We start from the raw sequence: 20,813 nt of genomic DNA, 5'->3' as shown, positions 1-20,813 counted from the left end.
GCCCGCGTGGCGTCTGAACGGGCCCGCTTGCGGGCCGCGCCTCGCGCACAAACCTCGCGCTTGCGCGCGTAGCCCTCAAGGTGTAGGTGAAGCCTATGGCTTCACCACCCCTTCTTAGCTTGCGCGACGTGCGCTTGACCTTCGGCGGCAACCCGCTGTTCGAGGGCGTCACCACTTGGGTCGGCAAGGGCGACAAGACCGTTCTGGTCGGTCGCAACGGCTCGGGCAAATCCACCTTGCTCAAGGTCTTCGCCGGCGAAATCCTGGCCGATTCGGGCGAGCGCTTCGTCCAGCCCGGCGCCCGCATCAGCTATCTGCACCAAGACCCGGTGATCGATACCGCCACCTTGGCCGATTTCGTCGCCCAAGGCTTGGCCCCGGACGAGCACGACCAGACCTGGCGCGTCGATGCCATGATGGAAGCCTTGGGCGTCGACGGCAGCCGCGACCCGGCCAATCTGTCCGGCGGCGAAGGCCGCCGCGCCGCCCTGGCCCGCGCCCTGGTCGGCAACCCCGACGCGCTGTTGCTGGACGAGCCCACCAACCATCTGGACCTGCCCACCATCTTGTGGCTGGAACAATGGCTGAAGGATTATCAGGGCGCCCTGGTGATGATCAGCCACGACCGCCGCTTCCTGGAAAGCGTATCCAAGCAGACCCTGTGGCTGGAACGCGGCGTGGTGCGCCGCGCCGAGTTCGGCTTTGCCGGCTTCGGCCAGTGGCAGGAAGACACCTACGCGGCGGAAGAAGCCGAACTGGACCGCATGAACAACAATCTGCGCCAGGAACTGCATTGGCTGTCGCGCGGCGTCACCGCCCGCCGAAAGCGCAACATGGGCCGCTTGCGGGCCTTGCAGGGCTTGCGCAAGGAACGTTCGACCCGATTGTCGTCGAAGATGGACAACGACCGCCGCGTCGTCCTGGAAGCCGATGCCGGCGAGGTGTCGGGCCGGCTGGTCATCGAGGCCACCGATCTGGTGAAGAAATTCGACGGCAAGGTGGTGGCGGATGGCTTTTCCACCCGCATCATGCGCGGCGACCGCGTCGGCCTGATCGGCCCCAACGGCGCCGGCAAGACCACGTTGTTGCGCATGCTGACCGGCGATCTGGCCCCCGATGGCGGCGAGGTCAAGCTGGGCACCAATCTGGAACCGGCCTATTTCGACCAGCGCCGCGACCGTCTGGACCCCGATATCACCGTGTGGGACACCCTGACCGACGGGCGCGGCGACAATGTGTGGGTGCGCGGCACCCCCCGGCACGTGGTCGGTTACATGCGCGATTTCCTGTTCAGCGACAATCAAGCCCGCACGCCGGTGCGCGCGCTGTCGGGCGGCGAACGCAACCGCCTGCTGCTGGCCAAGTTGCTGGCCAAGTCGTCCAACCTGCTGATCCTGGACGAACCCACCAACGATCTGGACATGGATACCCTGGACCTGCTGGAGGAAATGCTGGCCGATTACCAGGGCACGCTGTTGGTGGTCAGCCACGACCGCGATTTCCTCGACCGGCTGGTGACCAGCGTCATCGCCGTCGAAGGCGACGGCGACATCAAGGAATATGTGGGCGGCTATTCCGATTATCTGGCGCAAAAGCCCCAGGCAAAGACGGTAGAAGCGGTCAAACCGGCGGCCAAGGTGGAAAATGCCAAGCCAAAATCACAAGGCAAGCTGTCGTACAAGGACCAGCGCGAGCTGGACGACTTGCCGGCGCGGCTGGATAAGCTGCACACCGAGATCGCCAAGCTTGAAAGCGATCTGGCCGATCCCAATCTGTATGCGCGCGACCCAGCCCGTTTCGACAAGACGGCCAAGCGCATCGACGTCGCCCGCGCCGAACTGGAAACAGCCGAGGAACGCTGGCTGGAACTGGAAAGCCTGCGTGAAGAACTGGCCGGATAAACCCTGATGCCGCTCAAGGATTGGTTGCTGGCCATCTGCGTCGTCACCCTGTGGGGGCTGAACTTCATCGCCGTCAAGGTGGCGGTCCAGACCATTCCGCCGTTTTTGCTGACCGCCATCCGTTTTGCCCTGGTCGCCGCCGTGCTGGCGCCCCTGTTCCGCCCCGCCCGCCATCAATGGAAAGGCATCATCGGCATCTCCCTGGTTCTGGGGGTCGGCCATTTCGGCCTGATGTTCGTAGGAGTGTCGGGCATGGATGCGGCCAGTGCCGCCATCATCACCCAATTGGGCGTTCCCTTCTCGGCCCTGGTGGCCTGGGTCGCCTTTGGCGAGAAACTGGGCCTGGGCCGGACCATCGGCCTGATCCTGGCCTTTTCCGGCGTCGCCCTGCTGGCCGGCGAGCCCAGCCTGCCGTCGCTGTTGCCGGTGCTGATCCTGGTTGTCGCCATGATCGCCTGGGCGGTCAGCAACGTGCAGGTCAAACGCCTGGGCGACATCAATCCGTTGGCCTTGAACGGCTGGATGGCGGTGTTCGCCGCCCCCATCCTGCTGGCTCTGTCGTTGGCGCTGGAAAGCGGCCACACCGAACTGCCCGCCCGCCTGCTGGCCGATTGGAAGCCGCTGGCCGGTCTGGCCTATACGGTGATCGCCTCGTCGCTGGTGGCTTACACCCTGTGGTATGGTCTATTGGCCCGCCACCCCATGAACCGGGTGGTTCCGGTCACCCTGCTGGGGCCGGTGGTCGCCGTCGCCGGCGGCGTGCTGGTGCTGGGCGAGACGCTGACCTGGCAAAAGCTGGTGGGCGGCGCTATCACCATCCTTGGCGTCGCCGTGGTACAATTCGTGGGCGGCATCCGGCGACCGCCGGCCGAACCGGAACCGGGCACATGATTCAACACCCCTCCCCCAATCACGAAGCCCGCCGCGTCGATGTCATCGACATGCTGGTGCTGCACTATACCGGCATGCCAAGCGCCGAGGTGGCGTTGCACCGTCTGTGCGACCCGGCGGCCAAAGTCTCGGCCCATTACCTGATCGACGAGGACGGCACGGTGCTGGCGCTGGTGCCCGAGGATCGCCGCGCCTGGCATGCCGGGTTGTCGTCGTGGCGCGGCCACACCGACATCAATTCCCGCTCCATCGGCATCGAATTGGTCAATCCGGGGCATGAGTTCGGCTATCGTCCATTCCCCGACGCCCAAATCGATGCGCTGATCGCCTTGGCGCAAAAAATTCTGACCCGCCATCCCATTACTGCCCGCAACGTGGTCGGCCATTCCGACATCGCGCCGTCGCGCAAGACCGATCCGGGCGAGTTGTTCCCGTGGCAGCGCCTGAAATCCTACGGCATCGGCCTGTGGCCGTTTTCCGGTCAGGAAAAGGTGGAATGGCTGCCGCAGGAATCCTTGCGCCGGTTGGCCGAATACGGTTACGACATCAGTGGTGACCCGGTGGCGGCGATGACCGCGTTCCAGCGTCATTTCCGCCCCGACCTGATCAATGGCGGCAACGATGCGGAAACCGCCGGTCGCATCGAGCGCCTGCTGGGTGCCCTGCGCCCCGGTATGGCCCCGGTGGTGTCCTATGAGGGCGGCTGAGTTTTAGGGCGTCGCGCCAGTGCTCTATGTGCCCTTGGCCGCCTTGATGAAGGCGGCGATCTTGGCGGCATCCTTCACTCCGGGTGCGCTTTCCACCCCCGACGACACATCGACGGCGCGGGCGCCGCTGATGCGGATGGCCTCGGCCACGTTATCGGCGGTCAAGCCCCCGGCCAGCATCCATTGCAGCGGACATTTGTAGCCCGACAGGATCGACCAGTCGAAGCTGACCGCATTGCCGCCGGGCAGGTCCGAATTCTTGGGCGGCTTGGCGTCGAACAGCAGGCGGTCGGCCACAGCGAAATAGGGCTCGGCCTTGGCCAGATCCTCGGCGCTTCCGATGGCGATGACCTTCATCACCGGCACGGCGAACTCGCGGCGGATGGCATCGATGCGTTCCGGCGTTTCGGCGCCATGGAATTGCAGCAGATCCAGGCGCAGATGGGTCAGGGCCTCGTCCAGGAAAGCATCCTCGGCATCGACGAACAGACCGACCTTGTCGACACCCTCGACGAACTGGGTCAACTCGGCGGCACGGTCGGGGGTGACGAAGCGCGGGCTTTTGGCGAAGAACACCAGCCCCAGATAATCGGCACCGGCATCGATGGCGGCGTCGATGGCATCTTCATCGGTCAGACCGCAGATCTTGACCTCGGCGCTCAACCCTCCAACTCCTCAAGAATGCGCTTGGCGGCATCGGCGGGATTGGCGGCGGCGGTGATCGGGCGACCGATGACCAGGATGTCGGCGCCGCGTTCGCGCGCCTCTTTCGGCGTCATCACCCGCTTCTGATCCCCGGCCTCGGCCCAGGACGGACGGATGCCCGGCACCACCAGGGCCAGACCGGCGCCGACCATGGAGCGCACGGTTTCCACCTCATGCGGCGAACAGACCAGGCCGTCGATACCGGCAGCTTGACCCAACACGGCCAGACGCTTGACCTGTTCCAGCACGCTGCCGTGGAAACCCACCGCCTCCATGGCCGATTGGTCCATGCTGGTCAGAATGGACACCGCCAGCACCTTGACGCGTGGGCGCCCGGCGCGGTCGGCGCCATCCTTGGCGGCATCGGCGGCGGCCTTCATCATGGCGAAGCCGCCCGAGGCGTGAATGGTGGTGAAGCGCGGCGCCAACGGCGCGATGCCGCGCATGGCCCCGGCCACGGTATTGGGGATGTCGTGGAATTTCAGGTCCAAAAACACCGGCATGCCCAAGGCGGTGATGGCCTCGATACCGGCGGGACCGTTGGCGGTGAAGAATTCCAGCCCCAGCTTGACCCCGCCGACCAGGCCTTTCAGCTTGGTGGCCAGATCGGCGGCCTGGTTGACGTTGGTGGTGTCCAGGGCGACGTAAACGGGATTGGGCATGGCAGCCCCCTTGAAGAAAGAGGTTATCAGGGCGCGGCGCGGTCGTCAGTGACGACGGCAACCGGCAATGGGGCCGATTGGGCCGCCCGCAACTGGCGTTCCAGCGATTCGGCCCGGCGGCGCTGGTCGCGGGCATTGCGCCGCCCGCGGAAACCGGACAGCCACATGGCGACGGCACCGATGACGATACCCTTGGCCAGGGCCCCCAGCACCGCCAGATAGACCGGTAAATCCACCGCCCAGGGCAAGGGCCACATGTCCAGGCGGATTTCATGCCGGTTGGCGACAGCGAAGACAACGATCAGCAGGGCGACGGGGATGGCCAGCAGCCAGCCGAGCCAGCGCACGGTCGTCACTCGTCGCCGGCGTTCAACCGCTCGCGCAGCTGCTTGCCGGTCTTGAAGAAGGGCACCACCTTGCCGTCAACCGCTACCTGCTCGCCGGTACGCGGATTGCGGCCCTGGCGGGCGTCGCGGCTTTTCACCGAAAAAGCGCCGAAGCCGCGCAATTCCACCCGATCCCCCCGGGCCAAAGCCTCGGCGATCTCGTCAAAAATGGTGGTGACGATACGTTCCACGTCGCGCTGGTACAAATGCGGGTTCTTTTCCGCCAGGCGGGCGATCAGCTCCGACTTGGTCATGGCGTGGTTTCCATTCAGGCCTGTTGTTGGGCGCCAGCCTGCCCAAGCCCCGCCCCCGAGTCAACCACATGGTGCGCCGCCGGCCCCGGCAGGGTGAAGAAGAAGGTGGTTCCCTGGCCTTCCCCCGCAGAACTCAGCCAAATCCGCCCGCCGTGCCGCTCGACGATCTTGCGGCAAATGGCCAAGCCGATGCCGGTCCCTTCATAGGCCTGGGCCGAATGCAGGCGCTGGAAGATCATGAAGACGCGGTCGGCCTGATCGGCGGCGATGCCGATGCCGTTATCGGCGACGAAGAACACGCCGTCGTCGCAGCCGATGCGGATGATGGGCGTGCGGGCCGGATCGCGGTATTTCAGGGCATTGCCCACCAGATTTTGCAGCAGCCGCTCCAATTGGCTGCGGTCGCCCTGCACATTGGGCAAAGGCTGACGCTCGATCACCGCCGCCCCATCGGCCATCGCCGCATTCAGCAGCACCAGAGCCGCCGACAACACCTCGTCCATGGCGACGCTGTCATTGTGCAAAGGGCGATGGCTGACGCGGGAATAATCCAACAGATCGCCGACCAGCGCCTGCATCCGCTTGGCGCCATCATTCAAGAAGCCCAGGTAATCACGCACCTCGTCGCTGGCCTGGTCGCCCAGACGACGTTCCAGCAAGGTGGCGAAGCTGGATATCTGCCTGAGCGGTTGCTTCAGGTCATGGCTGGCCACATAAGCGAATTGTTCCAGATCCTGGTTGGACCGCTTCAACTCGTCCAGCAGGTGACCCAGCTTGTCCTCGGCCCGCTTGCGGTCGGTGATGTCGAGCTTGATGCCAAGATAATTGGTGATGCGCCCTTCCAGGTTGCGAATGGGCTGGATGGTGGCCTGTTCCCAATAAAGGCTGCCGTCCTTGCGGCGGTTGACGAATTCGCCCCGCCATTGTTCGCCCCGCTCCAAGGTTGCCCACAAGTCCTGATAGACCGTATCGTCGGTCCGCCCCGATTTCAGGATCGACGGCATCTGGCCGATGACCTCTTGGGCGCCATAGCCGGTGGCGTCGAGGAATTTGGGGTTCACGTACTGGATGCGCCGGTCCAGATCGGTGATGACCACCGACACCGGACTTTGCTCCACCGCCCGGGTCAGCATATGCATGCGGTGGGCGCTTTCCATGGCGGCGGTGATGTCGGCGCCGGTGCCGCGATAGCCGATGAAATGGCCCTCATCGTCGAAACGCGGCACGCCGCTTTCCTTCAGCCAGCACGGGCGACCGTTATCGGCCTCGATCCAATACTTGAAATCGCGGAACGCGCGATGGGCGGACAGATCCTCGAGATGGCCCTGCCACAGCTCGGCGTCCACCTCCATCTCGGTGCTGCCCAGATCCCAGCGCCGCTTACCCAGCAACGTCGCCGGGCTGCGCCCGGTGATGGATTCGAAACTGTCGGAAATAAAGACATAGCGTTCGTCGCGGTCGGTTTCCCAGTACCAGTCGGAATTGACCTCGGAATACTGGCGGAAGCGGGCCTCGCGCTCGGCCAGATCGCCATAGAAGCTTTGCAGACGGTCGGCCATCGTGTTGAAGGCCCGCGCCGTCTCGGCCAATTCGTCCGAGCCCTTGACCGGAATGCGATAGGTCATGTCGCCTTGGGCCAGACGCTGGCTGGCATCGCGCAACGAGGCTAATTGCCGGGTCAGATACAGCCCCAACAGCAGCGAGAACAAGGCCACCAACACCATCTCCACGGCGGAGATGCCAAAGGCCCAGCCACGCATGTAAGCGGTGGCGGCGGTGACGCTGTCGATATCCAAGCCGAACTGGACCCGCCCATAGGGCACCCCGGCCACCAGGATTTCGGCGTGTTGATCCAACACCCCGTCATCAACGGTTTTCAATCCGTCATCGGCAATGAAACCGACCGGACCGGCGGTTGCGTCGCCATATTGGGCCAGCACCCGACCGTCCTTTTCCATGAAACGCACATAGCGCAAGCGCCCCGACGACGTCGCTTCCTGGGCGATGCTGTCCAAGGTGGCGAAATCCCAGGCCAGCAGGGCGTCGCGCGACGCCGCAGCCAGCAGCTTGCCGGTGGTTTCCGCCCGGTGCAGCAATTCCTGCTCGGCGGTGCGCTGCATGATGCCCAAGGTGCTGAGGACCAGAATGGTCAGCAGCACCGCTTCGATCACCGCCACACCCAGGACGGTCTTGGTGCGGAACTTCATGGCGCCGCCCCCTTCAGCAATCGCTCCACGGCGTCCAGCCCCAAACGCCGCACCGGATCATAGGTATGATCGTCGGCCAGGGCGATGCCCTGCAACGTCGCCCGTTTCAAAGCCGCCTGGCCGGTCGCATCCGAATCCAGCGAAAACAGGACCGCCTGTAAATGCGCCGCCTGCTTCCGTCCCACCCGCGGCAGGACGAAGACCGGATAGGCGGCATAGGGTTCAGTGATCATCAGCACGCGTAAAAAACTGCGGGTTTCAATATCCTGCCGCCCCAGGGTGCGCAAGGCCCCGCCGCCGGCATCGGCCATGCCGTCGAGGACGGCGCGGTAAACCGATTCGTCCGAGGCCAGGGTCTTGGTCTGAAAGTCCACCCCCTGACGGCGTAACTCCGCCTGGGTCAGGATCGAAGCGCCATAGGCGCTGGCGGCGGGAAAGGCGACGACGCGGCCTTGCAAATCGGCGACGGAGGCAATGGCGGAATCGCCCTTCACCACCAACACGCCCTGTTCATCCTGACGTTGGCGGGCGATGGCCCTGGCCCCCAGCACGCGGGCGGCGGCCACGTACAGCACCGGGCTGCCGTAAATCACATCATATTCTCCGGCCAGGACACGGCGCTCGAATTCCTCGGTGGCGGGAGCGGTCCGAAACGTAAGCGGCGCACCGAAGCGGCGCCCGGCCTCTTCCAGCAAGGGGACCCAGCTTTCCGCCAACCTGCCGGCGGATTGCTGCGGCGTGACGCCAACCACCAACGCCCCTTGGGCGGCGGCATCGCCACACCACAGCACCAGCAACATCAGCAAAAAAAGAACCTCCCCCCCCTTGCGCATGCGGCAAAGAGCCCCCCTTGCTCGACCGTCAACCAGCCCGTTCATGACCGGGCGGGATATTACGACTTTGGCCGCAGGCTGTCTAATTCCAATGGCTGAATTTCCATGGTCAGATGGGAAATCCACCCCAGATGCCGCAGCTTCTGTTTATAGAAATCCGGCGGTTGCGGGGCAGCGGACGCCAAGGCGACGATCACCGCATGGTGCCCCGGCCCCACCTGCCACACATGCAAATCGGTGATGCGGTCAAGGTCGTTATCCAGGGCCGCACGGATAGCCTGGGGCTGACCTTGCCCGACCGCATCGAGACGACCGACCAGCACGGCGCCGCTTTGCACCATCAACCCCCAGGACCAGCGGGCGATGACCAGGGCGCCGACCACCCCGATCAACGGGTCCAGCCACGGCCAGTTCCAGGCCTGCCCCAACAGCAGCGCGGCGATGGCCAGCACCGAGGTCAGGGCGTCGGCGATCACATGCATATAGGCGGCACGCAGATTGTTGTCGTGACCGTGATGATGTTCATCCTGGTCGTGGTCGTGGTCATGATGATCATGACCATCATGCAGCAGCCAGGCCGAGACCAGATTGACCACGAGGCCCAGCACCGCCACCAAGATGGCCTGGGAATACTGGATGTCCACCGGCGCCAACAGGCGCTGACTGCTTTCCCAGCCGATTTCCAGCGCCACCAGGGCCAGCACCACCGCACTGGCAAAGGCGGCCAGATCGCCCAACCGACCGGTGCCGAAACTGTAGCGGGGATCATGGGCGTGACGACGGGCGAACAGATAGGCCAGGGCGGCGATCAGCAAAGCGGCGGCATGGGTGGACATGTGCCAGCCATCAGCCACCAGAGCCATGGAGCCGAAGATGGTGCCGGCAGCGATTTCCGCCACCATGGTGACCAAGGTCAAGACGATGACCGCCCAGGTCCGCCGTTCGTTGCGCTGCTGCGATGCCCCCAGATAGACATGGGAATGTTCGACCGAAACCATCCTCGCCCCCTGACTTATTTCATGTAGGTGCGCAAAACCTGAATCAGCTCGTCGCCGCCCTGGCGGCGGGCGGCTTCGTCGTCGGCATCGACCAGATGATGGGTGACATGGCCTTCCACCAGCTCCGCCATCAGGCCGTTGATGGCGCCGCGTACCGAGGCCACCAGTTGCAGGACCTCCAGGCAACGGTCGCCATCGCCGTCCAAAACCCGTTCCACCGCCTCGACCTGGCCCTTGATGCGGCGAATACGGGCCACCAGCTTGGGCCGATCCTTGAACACGTGCGTCATGCTCACCTCCATCAATATAGTATAGGGGGCTACCCTATAATGTCCAGCCCGCCATGGGTCGCGGGCATGAATCTCTGGACAGCCACCCGCAACCGCGCCAATAGTCGTGCCGATTCCAGGGGTGAGGCGCGGTTGATCGATTTTCGTCCGGTCATTTTCGTGAACGGCATATTGCTGATCGTGCTGGCCGCCGCCATGGCGGTGCCGGCGGCGGTGGATTGGCTGTACGACGACAAGGACTGGCAAGTCTTTATCGTCTCGGGCCTGTTCACCCTGTTGGCCGGCCTGGCCATGGTGCTGGGTGCGCGGCCCGAAGGCCGACCAGAGCTGACCACCCGCCAAGCGTTTCTGCTGACCACCTCGGTGTGGGTGCTGATGACCGCTTTCGGCGCCCTGCCCTTCACCCTGTCCGGCCTGAAAATCAGCTATACCGACGCCTTCTTCGAGGCCATGTCGGGTCTGACCACCACCGGTTCGACCATCATCATCGGGCTCGATTCCATGCCGCACGGCATCTTGCTGTGGCGGGCCTTGCTTAACTGGATGGGCGGCATCGGCATCATCGTCATGGCGGTGGCCATCCTGCCCATCCTGCGCATCGGCGGCATGCAATTGTTCAAGATGGAAAGTTCCGACAAGACCGACAAGGTCAAGCCGCGCACCTCGCAGGTGGCCGGCGGCATCGTCATGGTCTATGTGGTGCTGACCTTGTTGTGCACCCTCTTCCTGTGGCTGGCCGGGATGACCCCGTTCGAGGCGTTTTGCCATGCGGCTTCCGCCCTGGCCACCGGCGGATTCTCCACCTCGGATTCGTCATTGGGAAATTGGAGCAACCCCTGGATCCACTGGATTCTGACCATATTCATGGGGTTGGGCGGCGCCACCTTTGTGCTGTTCATCAGCCCGTGGCGGCGCGGACGCTGGGCCATCCTGACCGATTCGCAAATCCGCTGGTACCTGCACTTCCTGGTGTTCTTCACCCTGGTCCTGACCCTTTGGCAATGGGCGGTCAATGATTGGTCGCCCAGCGATGCATTGCGGCACAGCGCCTTCAACGTCACCTCTATCGTCACCACCACCGGCTTTGTTTCCACCGACTACTCGCTGTGGGGCGGCCTGCCGCAGATCATCTTCTTCATGCTGACCTTCATCGGCGGCTGCACCGGCTCGACCTCGGGCGCGGTCAAGATTTTCCGCTGGGAAGTGCTGTTCGCCATGGCCGGCGTCCATCTGAAACGCTTGCTGCACCCGCATGGCGTCTTCGTCATCGACTTCAACCGCCAGCGTATTTCCGACGCGGTGGTCGATTCGGTGTTGGGCTTCGTCGTCATGTACTTCCTGACCTTCGCCGTCTTCGCCCTGTTGCTGACCATGACCGGCATGGACTTCGTCACCGCCATCACCGGCTCGGCCACAGCGCTTGGCAATGTCGGTCCCGGCCTGGGCAACATCATCGGCCCGGCGGGAACCTTTCAGCCCCTGCCCGATACGGCTATCTGGCTGCTGTCGTTCGAGATGATGCTGGGCCGGTTGGAGCTGTTCACCGTCTTGGTATTGTTCTCGCGCTCGTTCTGGCGGGGTTAGGCCGATGATCGATTTTCGCCCCGTCCTCCAGATCATCGGTTGGATCCTGTGCCTGCTGGCCCTGTCCATGACCGTGCCGGCAGCCATCGATGCCATGGCCGGCAGCGGTCAATGGATGGCCTTCATCGCCTCGGCCGGCATCACCCTCGTGGCCGGACTGGGGCTGGTCTTGGGCACCCGTACCGACAACCGTAAGCCGTTGTCCATCCGCCAAGCCTATCTGGCCGCCGGATTGGGCTGGCTGGTGCCCTGCCTGTTCGCCGCCCTGCCGTTTTCCCTGAGCAGCCTGGACCTGTCGGCCACCGACGCCTTTTTTGAAGCGACCAGCGGCATCACCACCACCGGCTCGACCGTTCTGAGCGGCCTCGACACGTTGGCACCCGGTCTGTTGCTGTGGCGCGGCCTGCTGCAATGGCTGGGCGGCATTGGCATCATCGTCATGGCCCTGGCGGTGCTGCCGGTCCTCAATATCGGCGGCATGCAGATGTTCCGGGTCGAGGTGGTCTCTGCCCGCGAACGGACCGCGCCCCGGGCGGCCCGCATCGGTTCGACCCTGATTTCCGTCTATGTCGGCCTGACCGCATTGCTGGCCCTGGCCCTGTGGGCGGCGGGCATGGGCCGTTTCGACGCCATCACCCACGCCATGAGCACCATCGCCACCGGCGGCTTCAGCAATTACGACCGCTCCATGGCCCATTTCGACAGCGTCACCATGGACCTGATCGTCCTTGTCGGCATGATCCTGGGCGGCATGCCGTTCCTGCTGTTCTTCACCCTGGCCCAGGGCGACTGGCGCCGGGTGCTGCGCGATCAGCAGGTGCATTGGTATCTGGGATTGATGGCCCTGGGCTCGATCGCCATCACCTTGTGGCTGATCGACGTCCGCCATTTCCAGCCGTTGACGGCGTTGCGCCACGCCGCCTTCACCGTCGCCTCGGTGATGACCGGCACCGGTCTGGTCACCCTGGATTACAGCGATTGGGCTGGCATGCCGGTGGCCATCCTGTTTTTCCTGACCTTCGTCGGCGGCTGCGCCGGCTCCACCGCCGCCGGCATCAAGGTGTTCCGCTTCCAGCTTCTGTTCGCCAACGCGGTGGTGCAGATCCGGCAATTGCTGCGCCCCCACGCGGTGATGGTGCCCAGCTTCAACAACAAGCCCATCCCCAAGGACGTGCTGACCTCGGTCATGGGCTTCATCTTCGTCTATGCCCTGGCCTTCGCCACCTTGTCCATGATGCTGGCGGTGCTGGGGCTGGATTTCGTCACCGCCCTGTCGGCCTCGGCCTCGGCCATCTCCAATGTGGGGCCGGGCCTGGGCGACCTGATCGGCCCCGGCGGCACCTTCGCCCCATTGCCTGATCTGGCCAAAATCCTGCTGGCCGGCGGCATGTTGTTCGGGCGGTTGGAAATGTTCATCCTGCTGGTGGTGTTCGTCCCCAGCTTCTGGCGGGACTAAACACCTAACCTCTACAACACCAGATCGACGCGGGGCGCGGCCTTATCCACATCGTCGATGCGCGGACGGCAGGTGAACAAACGCCCCTGGTCGATACCGCCTTGCCCCACCAGCCAGGATTTGACGGCGACGGCGCGGGCCTCGGCCAGACGGTACAGGCGGTCACGGTGGATCTGCGCCAGTTCCTCGCGGTCCTTGTCCGCCATCATCGCCTTCAATCGGGCGAGAAAGCTGGTTTCGCTGCGCAGCACCGGACCGTCCTTGGCGGTCACCGCCACCCCGCACAGATTGAGACGGATGCCGTCGCGCTCGGCCAACAGCCCCGATATCTTTTTCAAGGATTCAGCCTGCGGCTCGCTCACCTGCGACGAACCATCGGCGAAACTCACGGCTTGCAGGGCCAGAACCGGCTTTTCCGCCTCGTCGAGAACCAGGCCGATCAAACCGACCAACGGGAAGGCCACCTTCAAGGTGGTGAAAACGGTGGATTTCAACGCCCCGCCGATGGCCTGATTGACCGCGTCCGAGGTGTCGAAATTGGGATTGTCCAGGTCGCCCTTGACCGGAATGGCCAGACTGATGCGATCCTGACCATCGCGCAGCAGATCGAGGACGGTTTCGATGGGCATGTCGGCCTGCTTGGCCAAGGGCGCGTTGGGATCGGGCTGGGCGATGGTCAGGCGTGACAGCACCAGATCCAGCCTGCCGTCCAGCTTGCCTTCACGGAGCGCCATGGCCACCTGGGCGTCCAACTGGCCGGTATGCAGATTGACCCCCAGGGCGTCGGCGGCATAGGGCGACAATTGCGGCAGGTCCAGCGCCCGCACCCTTCCCTTGGCATCCAGGCCGGGAATCGGCTGGAACGGACGTACCGCCCCTTGCGCCGATAGTTCGGCAGCGCCGATGGCGGCGGCCAGGGTGAAAGAGGAATCCCGCTCGGGATAGGCGCTGTCGATCGCGGCCATGTCCAGCGCCAGATTGCTGACCGACACCCGCACCGGATCGGTGGTGCTGCGGTCGCGGAACTCGACCTGACCGCCATTCACATGGAGTTGCCCCAAGGCCAGACGCGGCATGGCGGCATCTCCGCCCGCCGGGGCATTCTTGTCCTTGAGGTCATTGAAGCCCTGCAAGCCGGTATGGTCGCGGTTCAACCGCAACACCGGCTGAGCCAGACTGAGGGACGCGACCTCCAGGTCGCCTTGGGGCGACACCCGCAGCCGCTCCAGAGTGACAGCACCCGCCCGAAGGCGCGGGTTATAAAGCTTGTCCCGCGCCAAGGCGCTCACCGCCTTGGCATCCAACCGGGCCAAGGTCACCGCCTTGGGCGAGAGTTCCAACCCACGCAGCCGGGCCTGATCGGCGGCCAGCCATTGGCGATCGCCCTGGTGGACCGACAAACCATCCACGTTCAAGGTCATGGTGGCGGCCAGGGGCGGCAACAGACCTTCGGGCCGCTCATGGGCGAATTCGCCCTCGGCCTCGGTCTTGGCGGCGGCCAGCCGCCACGGCCCCGAGACGATGACCGTCTCGGCCCCATCGGCCTTGCCCTTGGCCTGGAACAGGGTCTTGGCCTTGGCCGACAGATTGAGATAGGTGTCGCCGGTCCAGGCCAGTTGACCATGACGGATGCGCAGGCCGTCCATGGTCATGTCCCAGCCTTTGGCACTCAGGCTGCCGCTCCACTCCAATATCTCGGCCCGACCATCCATGCTGGCCCGGGTCAGATCGGCGTGAACAGCGGTGGCGGCGATGGCCGCCAGACCCTGGGCAAAGGAAAGATCGGCGGCCTCCAGCGTGCCGGCGGCCTTCAACCCGTTGGCCCAGGCCAGCCTGCCTTGCCAGATCAGGGATTTAGCCCGAACCTGGCCATTACCCTCCAGCGGGATGGCGCCGTTAGAGAACTCGATGCGGCCATCGGCGGCCATGTCCGCCTTGCCGCCGAGATCCCCCTTCAGCCGAACCTTGCTGGTCAGGGCGCCGCGCCAGCCGGTCAGCCCGCCCCACTGGGCGAAGGGCGCGGTATCCAGACCGCGTAAATCCACATCAGCGGTGAAATCCAGATTGGCGGCGAAGGGGCGGAAAGTGCCGCGCAAATCGACCGGAGCGCCGTTGATGCGCCCTTGCAGCGACAGCGAGGCCAGCGCCAGCGGATTCCACGATTGCACGTCGCGGACATCCAGCCGTTCCACCGCCACCACCACCCGCAAGGCGCCGTCTTCGATGCGCAACACGCTGTCGGTCAGGGTCAGGGCGGTGATCCCATAGCCCCAATCGGATGCCTGGGCCGGTTCCCCCTTCCCGCTTCCGGGCAGGGGCAGACCATTGATGCGCCAGCCGGCACCGTCGCGGCTCAACACCACCTCGGCCTTGTCCAGGCTCACCTGTTCCAGCCACACGCGGCGGTCCAGCAACGGTTTCCAGCGAAAATTCAAGTCGATGCCGTCGATGCCCAGCGCCTCGCCCAGGGCCGACGCCGCCTGCATGCCGCGGATGGCGATGTCGCCTTTCCACAGGGACAGGCGGGCCTGATTGACGCTGGCCTGGGACCAGCCCATTTCGGCCAGCCCCTTGGTCACCCCCCAGCGCAGGCCGAAATCGGGCAGGTACAATCCTGCCGGAACGGCAAGGGCAGCCAGCATGGCCAGGATGACCACAAAGAGGCGAAGAGGTTTGCGCCGCGGTTTGGCGGCTTCAACTGGGACGTTCATGCCACCATGGAAACAGGCGGATCAGTCCGGGTCAACGACTTCCGCGCAAACCCGGTTCCGTCCTTCGTCCTTGGCCCGATACAACGCCTTGTCGGCACGGGCCAGCACCGCCTCGACCGAACCATCCTCGGCCCGCGGCGCGGCGATTCCGATACTGACGGTAAAGGCCAACTGGCCACCATCGGGCAAGTCCAGGCGCAGATCGGCCACCTGGGCCCGCAGCCGTTCAGCGGTGATCAGCGCCCCGGCCATACCGGTTTCCGGCAGCAGCACGGCGAATTCCTCGCCGCCCAGACGCCCGATCACATCGATGTCGCGGAGCGCGTGGCGCAGCCCTTCCACCAGACGGCGCAAGGCGTCGTCGCCGGTACCGTGCCCATGGGCGTCGTTGATGGATTTGAAGTAATCCACATCCAGCATCAGCAGGGTCAGCGGATTGCCGTAGCGGTTGGCCCGTTCCAGTTCGGTACCGGCGGCGGCGAGAAAATGGCGACGATTGAAAGCCCCGGTCAGCGAATCGGTGGTCGCCAGCCGGCGCAATTCCCGTTCCATCGCCTTGCGATCAGAAATATCGGTGAGCACGCCGATCACCCCCACCGGACGCCCTTCGTCGTCCAGGTAAGCGCTTTTCAGGACCATGGTATCCAGGCGCCCGCCGCTGGGCGGCAGGATCGGCGCCTCGAACGAGGCCTGATCGCAGGCGCCCGACATCAACTCGGCATCGGTGACGGTGTCTTCCAGCGGCAGCAGCAATTTAGGCTCGCCATCGCCGAACAAGGCGCGGAACGCGCGGTTGCTGGTCTGCACCCGTCCCAACGCATCCTTGAACCATACCGGGCTGGGGATGGTGTCGATCAGCGATTCGCTGAACCGCAGAGCGGCTTCCGCCACCAAGGTCATTTCCTCGGCGCGGGCGTGTTGTTCGGCCAGTTCACGGGTGCGGGCAGCGACCCGCATCTCCAGGGTTTCGCTGGATCGGCGCAAGGCGGCGACGGCGCGGTTGTGACCGGTGATGTCGCGAGCCTCGACCATCAACTCGGTGCCCATGCCGCCCGCCGGCAGCTCGGTCAGCCGCACCAGGGCGTCGAAAGCCGAACCGTCACGGTGCAGCAGGCGCAAGGGTACCGCCGCGCCTTCCTTGGCGATGTCGCCGATCAGGTCGGCATAATCGGGATGCAGGATTTCTTCCAACCTCAGACCGATGACCTGCTCGGCCTCGGTGGCGCCCAACAGGGCGATGCCGGCCTTGTTGACATACCGGATCGAACCACCGACCACGTGGCAAACCAGATTCATGGAATTATCCACCAGCAGGTGGAAGCGGGTGTCGGTCTTGTGGGCGGAGCCGGCCAGCTTGCCTTCCTTGGACATGTCACGCCCGGTGACGACGGTGGCGTCGGTGGCGATTTCACGGGCGCGGAACACCTGCAACTCGATGTCGCGGACGGCCTGATCCAGGCCGACGATGCGGGTGGGGACGCCGCGATCCTCACTGGCCATGCCCGACAGGAACAAATCCAACACCTGACCATATTCGGGAATCAGGAATTCGGCCAACCGGCGGCCGATCAGCTGTTCGGTGGTCTTGGCCCCCAGCATACGGGCTCCGGCACCATTGATGGCGGTGATGGCGCCGCCACGACACAAGCAGATGAGGTCACGACTGACCTCGAGAATCTGCATCATCTCGCCGTTGAAACGGGGACCGCGTTTGCGCCGCTCAAATGCCAGATCAATGATATTGCCGATTGGATCCATGATGCCGTCCCCGCGCGCTCCCCCGACTAAACGGCTTAATCCTTTCAGCAAAATGCATCAACCGAAAAGCACCCGACGGCGCTGATTTCACCGCCCCGGTTCGATCGCCACCCGGTTGCGCCCGGCCTGCTTGGCCTCGTACATGGCGCGGTCGGCGCGGCCCAGCAGATGCTCGAACTGGGCCTCGCCCTCCAGCCGGGTGGTCACTCCCAGGCTGATGGTGGCATGCAGCCAGCCCTCGGCCAACGGCAGCCGGATGGCGGCGACGGCACTGCGCAGACGTTCGGCCACCTGGGCGGCGCCGTCGATGCCGGTCTGCGGCAACAACAGGGCGAATTCCTCCCCGCCCATGCGCCCCAGCACGTCCACTTCGCGCAATTCGCCCTGGATGGCGGTGGTGACTGCCTTCAACATTTCATCGCCGATGGCATGGCCCCACGAATCGTTGACCTTCTTGAAGTGGTCCACGTCCAGCATGATCACCGACAAGGGCAGGTCGTAACGGTTGGCCCGCTCCATTTCCTGATGTGCCAGCGTGCTGAAATGGCGGCGATTGGGCGCCCCGGTCAGCGAATCCATGGTCGCCAACCGGCGCAATTCCCGTTCCAGACTTTTGCGTTCGGTGATGTCGGCGGCGATGCCGATAATACCGTTGGGCACCACACCGTCGGCGGGCAAGGCCGCCTTGGTCACCAGCAAGGCCCGCGGTCGCCCGGCATGGTCGGGGATGGTGGTCTCGAATTCCTCGCGCCGCGACGAGCCGTCCAACACGCGGCAATCGCTGTCCAGTTCCTCGGGGGGGAGATGCCGCCCTAGTACCTCTTCCGCCGAATGGCCGACCCAGGCTTCAGCATCGATGCCGAAGAATTCGCGGAAGGCCTGGTTATACAGACGGTAATGCCCGGCCAGATCCTTGACCCACAGCGGATTGGGCAGCAATTCCACCAATCGGCCGGAAAACGCCTGAGCCTCGGCCAGTTCGCGGGTCCGTTCCAGCACCCGCGCCTCCAGCGTCGCATTCAGCCGCTCGATGGTATCCAGGTCGATCCACGACCGGAGCGCACCGACCAGGGCGGTGAACAGCTTTTGCGCCGTCAACTCGGTCTTGGAACGATAATCGTTGATGTCATAGGCCAGCATGACCTCGCGCTCGGGCGCCTCGCCCGGCTGGCCGGTGCGCAGGATGATGCGCAGACGCTGGTTGCCCAAATCCTGGCGGATGACCCGCGCCAACGACAAGCCGGCATGGTCGGTCTCCATCACCACGTCCAGCAGCATGACCGGAATATCGTCGCGGCACTCCAAGATGGTGCGCGCCTCGGCCGCCGAATAGGCGGACACAGCCCGAAACCCCCGATCCTTGAACTGGAAGTCGCGCAACAGCACTTCGGTCATGCTGTGAACCTGGGGGTCATCATCCACAACCAAAATCGGCCATGGCGGCAATGCCGGGCCGTCCTCGGACCTTCTTGCCGCGCGCAAATTCAACCGAAGTTTTCCGCTACTATTGGAAGATTCTTCGCCCGGCATGGTCAACCTTCGGATATGTTTTCACCATCATTCCCACCATTCATGATTCCATGATGGCGCCCGGACCGCCATGGACAATTTTGTTTACGACATGATCAAGGGCGTTTTCCGTTGGCGATGGTTCCCCTGACCGGGAAAAGCGGTTAGTGTGGGCTGTTGTCGGCACAGATTTATGGACCTGGCCCCCTTGTTTCAGTCCCGCATTCCCGGCGCCGGTCCGCGCCCGGCTCAAACCTCTCAGGTGCGCATGCTGGACGGCCTGTCCTTCAAACAGGCCTTCGCCACCTTGATCATTGCCTTGACCGTGGGCTTGCTGACCAGCGCCTATGAGCTGCTGAACGACTATCGCAACATGCATGATCAGGTGCGCCGCGACGTCGGCGCCGACCTTAATCTGGTGCGTGGGCTGGCGGTTGAGGCCGCCTATCAATTGTCGGCGGAACTGGCCGGCGAGGTGGTCGCCGGACTGCATCAGAACCCGGTGACGCTGGAAGTGGTGCTGACCGACAATTATGGCGGTGAATTGGGCCGCCAGGACCGTGCCGCCGTCTCCACCCCCTTCCCGGCCCTGGCGGAAAGACTGTTCGGTGATGTCGCCGCCCATGCCCGCACGCTGGAAACCCGCAATCCCAACGGCAGCAGCACCGTCGTCGGTTCACTGGAATTGCGCTTGGATGCCGGTGGCCTGCTCAATGCATGGCTGGACCGGGCCACCGCCGCCGTGCTGTCGGGCGTCGCTCGCGCCGTGCTGGTCTGCGCCTTGGTGGTGGCGGTGTTCTACATCCTGATCACCAAGCCGCTGTTGCGCATCACTGACGCCATCGGGCGGGTCGACCCCGCCCATCCCGGTGCCTTTCTCATCGACGTGCAGCGCGGCCACCAGCGCGACGAGCTGGGCCTTTTGGTCGGCACCGTCAACGGCATGTTGGCGGAATCCCAGCATGGCCTGAACGACCGCGACCGCGCCCAGAACGAACTGGCCGCCCTGGCCCGCGACCTGGAGCGGCGGGTGACCGAACGCACCCAGGAACTGGCCCGCGAGAAGGAAGGGGTGGAACGCGCCCTGGCTCAGCTGAATTTGGCCAATACCGAACTGGAAAAAGCCAACCGCGACATCAATGACGGCATCCGCTACGCCAGCCGTATCCAGACCGCGCTGCTGCCCGACCAGGGCGCCCTGGCCGGCGTGGTGGATGAGCTGGCGGTGGGCTGGCAGCCGCTGGACATGGTCGGCGGCGACTATTATTGGGCCGGATCGTTCGAGTCCAAGGGCGTCATCGCGGTGATGGACTGCACCGGCCACGGCGTGCCCGGCGCCTTCATGACGGCGGTGGTGGCGTCGAGCTTCAGCCGCATCCTGCATCACCACGGCCATGAAGATCCGGCGGAAATGTTGACCCAGCTGAACCGGCTGGTCAAAACCGCCCTGCGCCAGGATCGTGACAGCGCCGTCAGCAATGACGGCCTGGACGCCGCCATCTGCGTCATCGACCGCGCCAAGGCCACCTTGACCTTCGCCGGCGCCAACCTGCCCTTGCTGGTGGCCGAGAACGGCAGCTTGCGTCAGGTGCGCGGCGACCGCATGAGCCTGGGCTATCTCGACAGCCCGGAAGATTACCGCTTCGCCGCCCACAGCATGTCGATCACCCCGGGCAGCGCCTTTTATCTTTATACCGACGGCGTCACCGATCAGGTCGGCGGCGACAACAACCGCCTGTTCGGCCGTCGCCGCCTGCAAGAGGTTCTGGCCGAGATGGCCGACCGTCCGGTGACCGAGCAGATGGACGCCCTGTTCCAGCGCCTGTGCCAATGGCGCGGCGAACAGCGCCGCCGCGACGACATGACCTTCGTCGCCTTCCGGCCGCTGAGCGCGCTGTAGGCGGTTCGCTGTCTCGGGCTTACAGCATCGCGCCTTAAATACGCCCCATTCATTCTATCAA

Annotated in this window: 17 protein-coding genes; 6 read left to right on the top strand and 11 right to left on the bottom strand. The window is 64.5% G+C overall.

Annotated elements, in window-relative coordinates:
* The first annotated feature begins 95 nt into the window (after window positions 1-95).
* Genes MGMSRV2_RS18860 through MGMSRV2_RS18850 form a run of 3 tightly spaced genes read left to right on the top strand, consistent with a single transcriptional unit; the run spans window position 96 to window position 3,499 of the window.
* Window positions 96-1,901 (top strand): ATP-binding cassette domain-containing protein, encoded by a 1,806-nt coding sequence (locus MGMSRV2_RS18860; protein WP_024081977.1) that lies wholly within the window; start codon window positions 96-98, stop codon window positions 1,899-1,901.
* 6 nt (window positions 1,902-1,907) lie between these two features.
* Entirely contained in the window at window positions 1,908-2,792 is an 885-nt protein-coding gene (locus MGMSRV2_RS18855) for a DMT family transporter (protein ID WP_024081976.1), read from the top strand.
* Window positions 2,789-3,499 (top strand): N-acetylmuramoyl-L-alanine amidase, encoded by a 711-nt coding sequence (locus MGMSRV2_RS18850; RefSeq protein ID WP_024081975.1) that lies wholly within the window; start codon window positions 2,789-2,791, stop codon window positions 3,497-3,499. The genes MGMSRV2_RS18855 and MGMSRV2_RS18850 overlap by 4 nt, the downstream gene beginning before the upstream one ends.
* 24 nt (window positions 3,500-3,523) lie before the next feature.
* On the opposite strand, the gene MGMSRV2_RS18845 is transcribed toward MGMSRV2_RS18850, so the two are convergent.
* The 8 genes from MGMSRV2_RS18845 to MGMSRV2_RS18810 form a co-directional block, all read right to left on the bottom strand.
* On the bottom strand, window positions 3,524-4,162 hold the full coding sequence (locus MGMSRV2_RS18845) for a phosphoribosylanthranilate isomerase (RefSeq protein ID WP_024081974.1): 639 nt from the start codon (window positions 4,160-4,162) through the stop codon (window positions 3,524-3,526).
* A complete protein-coding gene (gene pyrF / locus MGMSRV2_RS18840) occupies window positions 4,159-4,866 on the bottom strand; it encodes an orotidine-5'-phosphate decarboxylase (RefSeq protein WP_024081973.1) in 708 nt (235 codons plus the stop codon). Before pyrF ends, MGMSRV2_RS18845 begins: the two co-directional genes overlap by 4 nt.
* Window positions 4,867-4,892: 26 nt before the next feature.
* Window positions 4,893-5,222 carry a lipopolysaccharide assembly protein LapA domain-containing protein gene (locus MGMSRV2_RS18835; RefSeq protein WP_024081972.1) on the bottom strand — a complete coding sequence of 110 codons (330 nt, stop codon included), beginning with the start codon at window positions 5,220-5,222 and terminating at the stop codon, window positions 4,893-4,895.
* The gene (gene ihfB, locus MGMSRV2_RS18830) at window positions 5,219-5,506 is read right to left on the bottom strand and encodes an integration host factor subunit beta (RefSeq protein ID WP_024081971.1); all 288 of its coding nucleotides are present in this window, start codon (window positions 5,504-5,506) and stop codon (window positions 5,219-5,221) included. Before ihfB ends, MGMSRV2_RS18835 begins: the two co-directional genes overlap by 4 nt.
* Window positions 5,507-5,520: 14 nt before the next feature.
* The gene (locus MGMSRV2_RS18825; RefSeq protein ID WP_024081970.1) at window positions 5,521-7,713 is read right to left on the bottom strand and encodes a PAS domain S-box protein; all 2,193 of its coding nucleotides are present in this window, start codon (window positions 7,711-7,713) and stop codon (window positions 5,521-5,523) included.
* A complete protein-coding gene (locus tag MGMSRV2_RS18820; RefSeq protein ID WP_242410786.1) occupies window positions 7,710-8,513 on the bottom strand; it encodes a phosphate/phosphite/phosphonate ABC transporter substrate-binding protein in 804 nt (267 codons plus the stop codon). Before MGMSRV2_RS18820 ends, MGMSRV2_RS18825 begins: the two co-directional genes overlap by 4 nt.
* A gap of 92 nt (window positions 8,514-8,605) precedes the next feature.
* Window positions 8,606-9,544 (bottom strand): CDF family Co(II)/Ni(II) efflux transporter DmeF, encoded by a 939-nt coding sequence (dmeF, locus tag MGMSRV2_RS18815; protein ID WP_024081968.1) that lies wholly within the window; start codon window positions 9,542-9,544, stop codon window positions 8,606-8,608.
* Between the two features lie 14 nt (window positions 9,545-9,558).
* A complete protein-coding gene (locus tag MGMSRV2_RS18810) occupies window positions 9,559-9,834 on the bottom strand; it encodes a metal/formaldehyde-sensitive transcriptional repressor (protein WP_024081967.1) in 276 nt (91 codons plus the stop codon).
* 66 nt (window positions 9,835-9,900) lie between these two features.
* Here MGMSRV2_RS18810 and MGMSRV2_RS18805 point away from each other — a divergent pair, with 66 nt between their 5' ends.
* Window positions 9,901-11,418, top strand: a complete 1,518-nt coding sequence (locus tag MGMSRV2_RS18805) for a TrkH family potassium uptake protein (RefSeq protein WP_234016199.1) — start codon at window positions 9,901-9,903, stop codon at window positions 11,416-11,418.
* 4 nt (window positions 11,419-11,422) lie between these two features.
* Window positions 11,423-12,874 carry a TrkH family potassium uptake protein gene (locus MGMSRV2_RS18800; protein WP_024081965.1) on the top strand — a complete coding sequence of 484 codons (1,452 nt, stop codon included), beginning with the start codon at window positions 11,423-11,425 and terminating at the stop codon, window positions 12,872-12,874.
* Between the two features lie 11 nt (window positions 12,875-12,885).
* Here the strand turns inward: MGMSRV2_RS18800 and MGMSRV2_RS18795 are convergent, their stop codons facing one another.
* The 3 genes from MGMSRV2_RS18795 to MGMSRV2_RS18785 all read right to left on the bottom strand — a co-directional run bounded on the left by MGMSRV2_RS18795 (window position 12,886) and on the right by MGMSRV2_RS18785 (window position 18,873).
* Window positions 12,886-15,585 carry a DUF748 domain-containing protein gene (locus MGMSRV2_RS18795; protein ID WP_024081964.1) on the bottom strand — a complete coding sequence of 900 codons (2,700 nt, stop codon included), beginning with the start codon at window positions 15,583-15,585 and terminating at the stop codon, window positions 12,886-12,888.
* Window positions 15,586-15,606: 21 nt separating this feature from the next.
* Window positions 15,607-17,343, bottom strand: coding sequence for a diguanylate cyclase (locus tag MGMSRV2_RS18790; protein WP_024081963.1), 1,737 nt, complete (start codon window positions 17,341-17,343; stop codon window positions 15,607-15,609).
* A gap of 87 nt (window positions 17,344-17,430) precedes the next feature.
* Window positions 17,431-18,873 carry a diguanylate cyclase gene (locus MGMSRV2_RS18785; RefSeq protein WP_041633800.1) on the bottom strand — a complete coding sequence of 481 codons (1,443 nt, stop codon included), beginning with the start codon at window positions 18,871-18,873 and terminating at the stop codon, window positions 17,431-17,433.
* Between the two features lie 172 nt (window positions 18,874-19,045).
* Between MGMSRV2_RS18785 and MGMSRV2_RS18780 the strand changes: the two genes are divergently transcribed.
* Window positions 19,046-20,752, top strand: coding sequence for a SpoIIE family protein phosphatase (locus MGMSRV2_RS18780; protein WP_024081961.1), 1,707 nt, complete (start codon window positions 19,046-19,048; stop codon window positions 20,750-20,752).
* The last annotated feature ends 61 nt before the right edge of the window (window positions 20,753-20,813 follow it).

The organism is Magnetospirillum gryphiswaldense MSR-1 v2, assembly GCF_000513295.1.
Classification (GTDB): Bacteria; Pseudomonadota; Alphaproteobacteria; order Rhodospirillales; family Magnetospirillaceae; genus Magnetospirillum; species Magnetospirillum gryphiswaldense.
The sequence above is the reverse complement of the archived record's forward strand: the minus strand, read 5'-3'. Positions and strand labels throughout refer to the sequence as shown.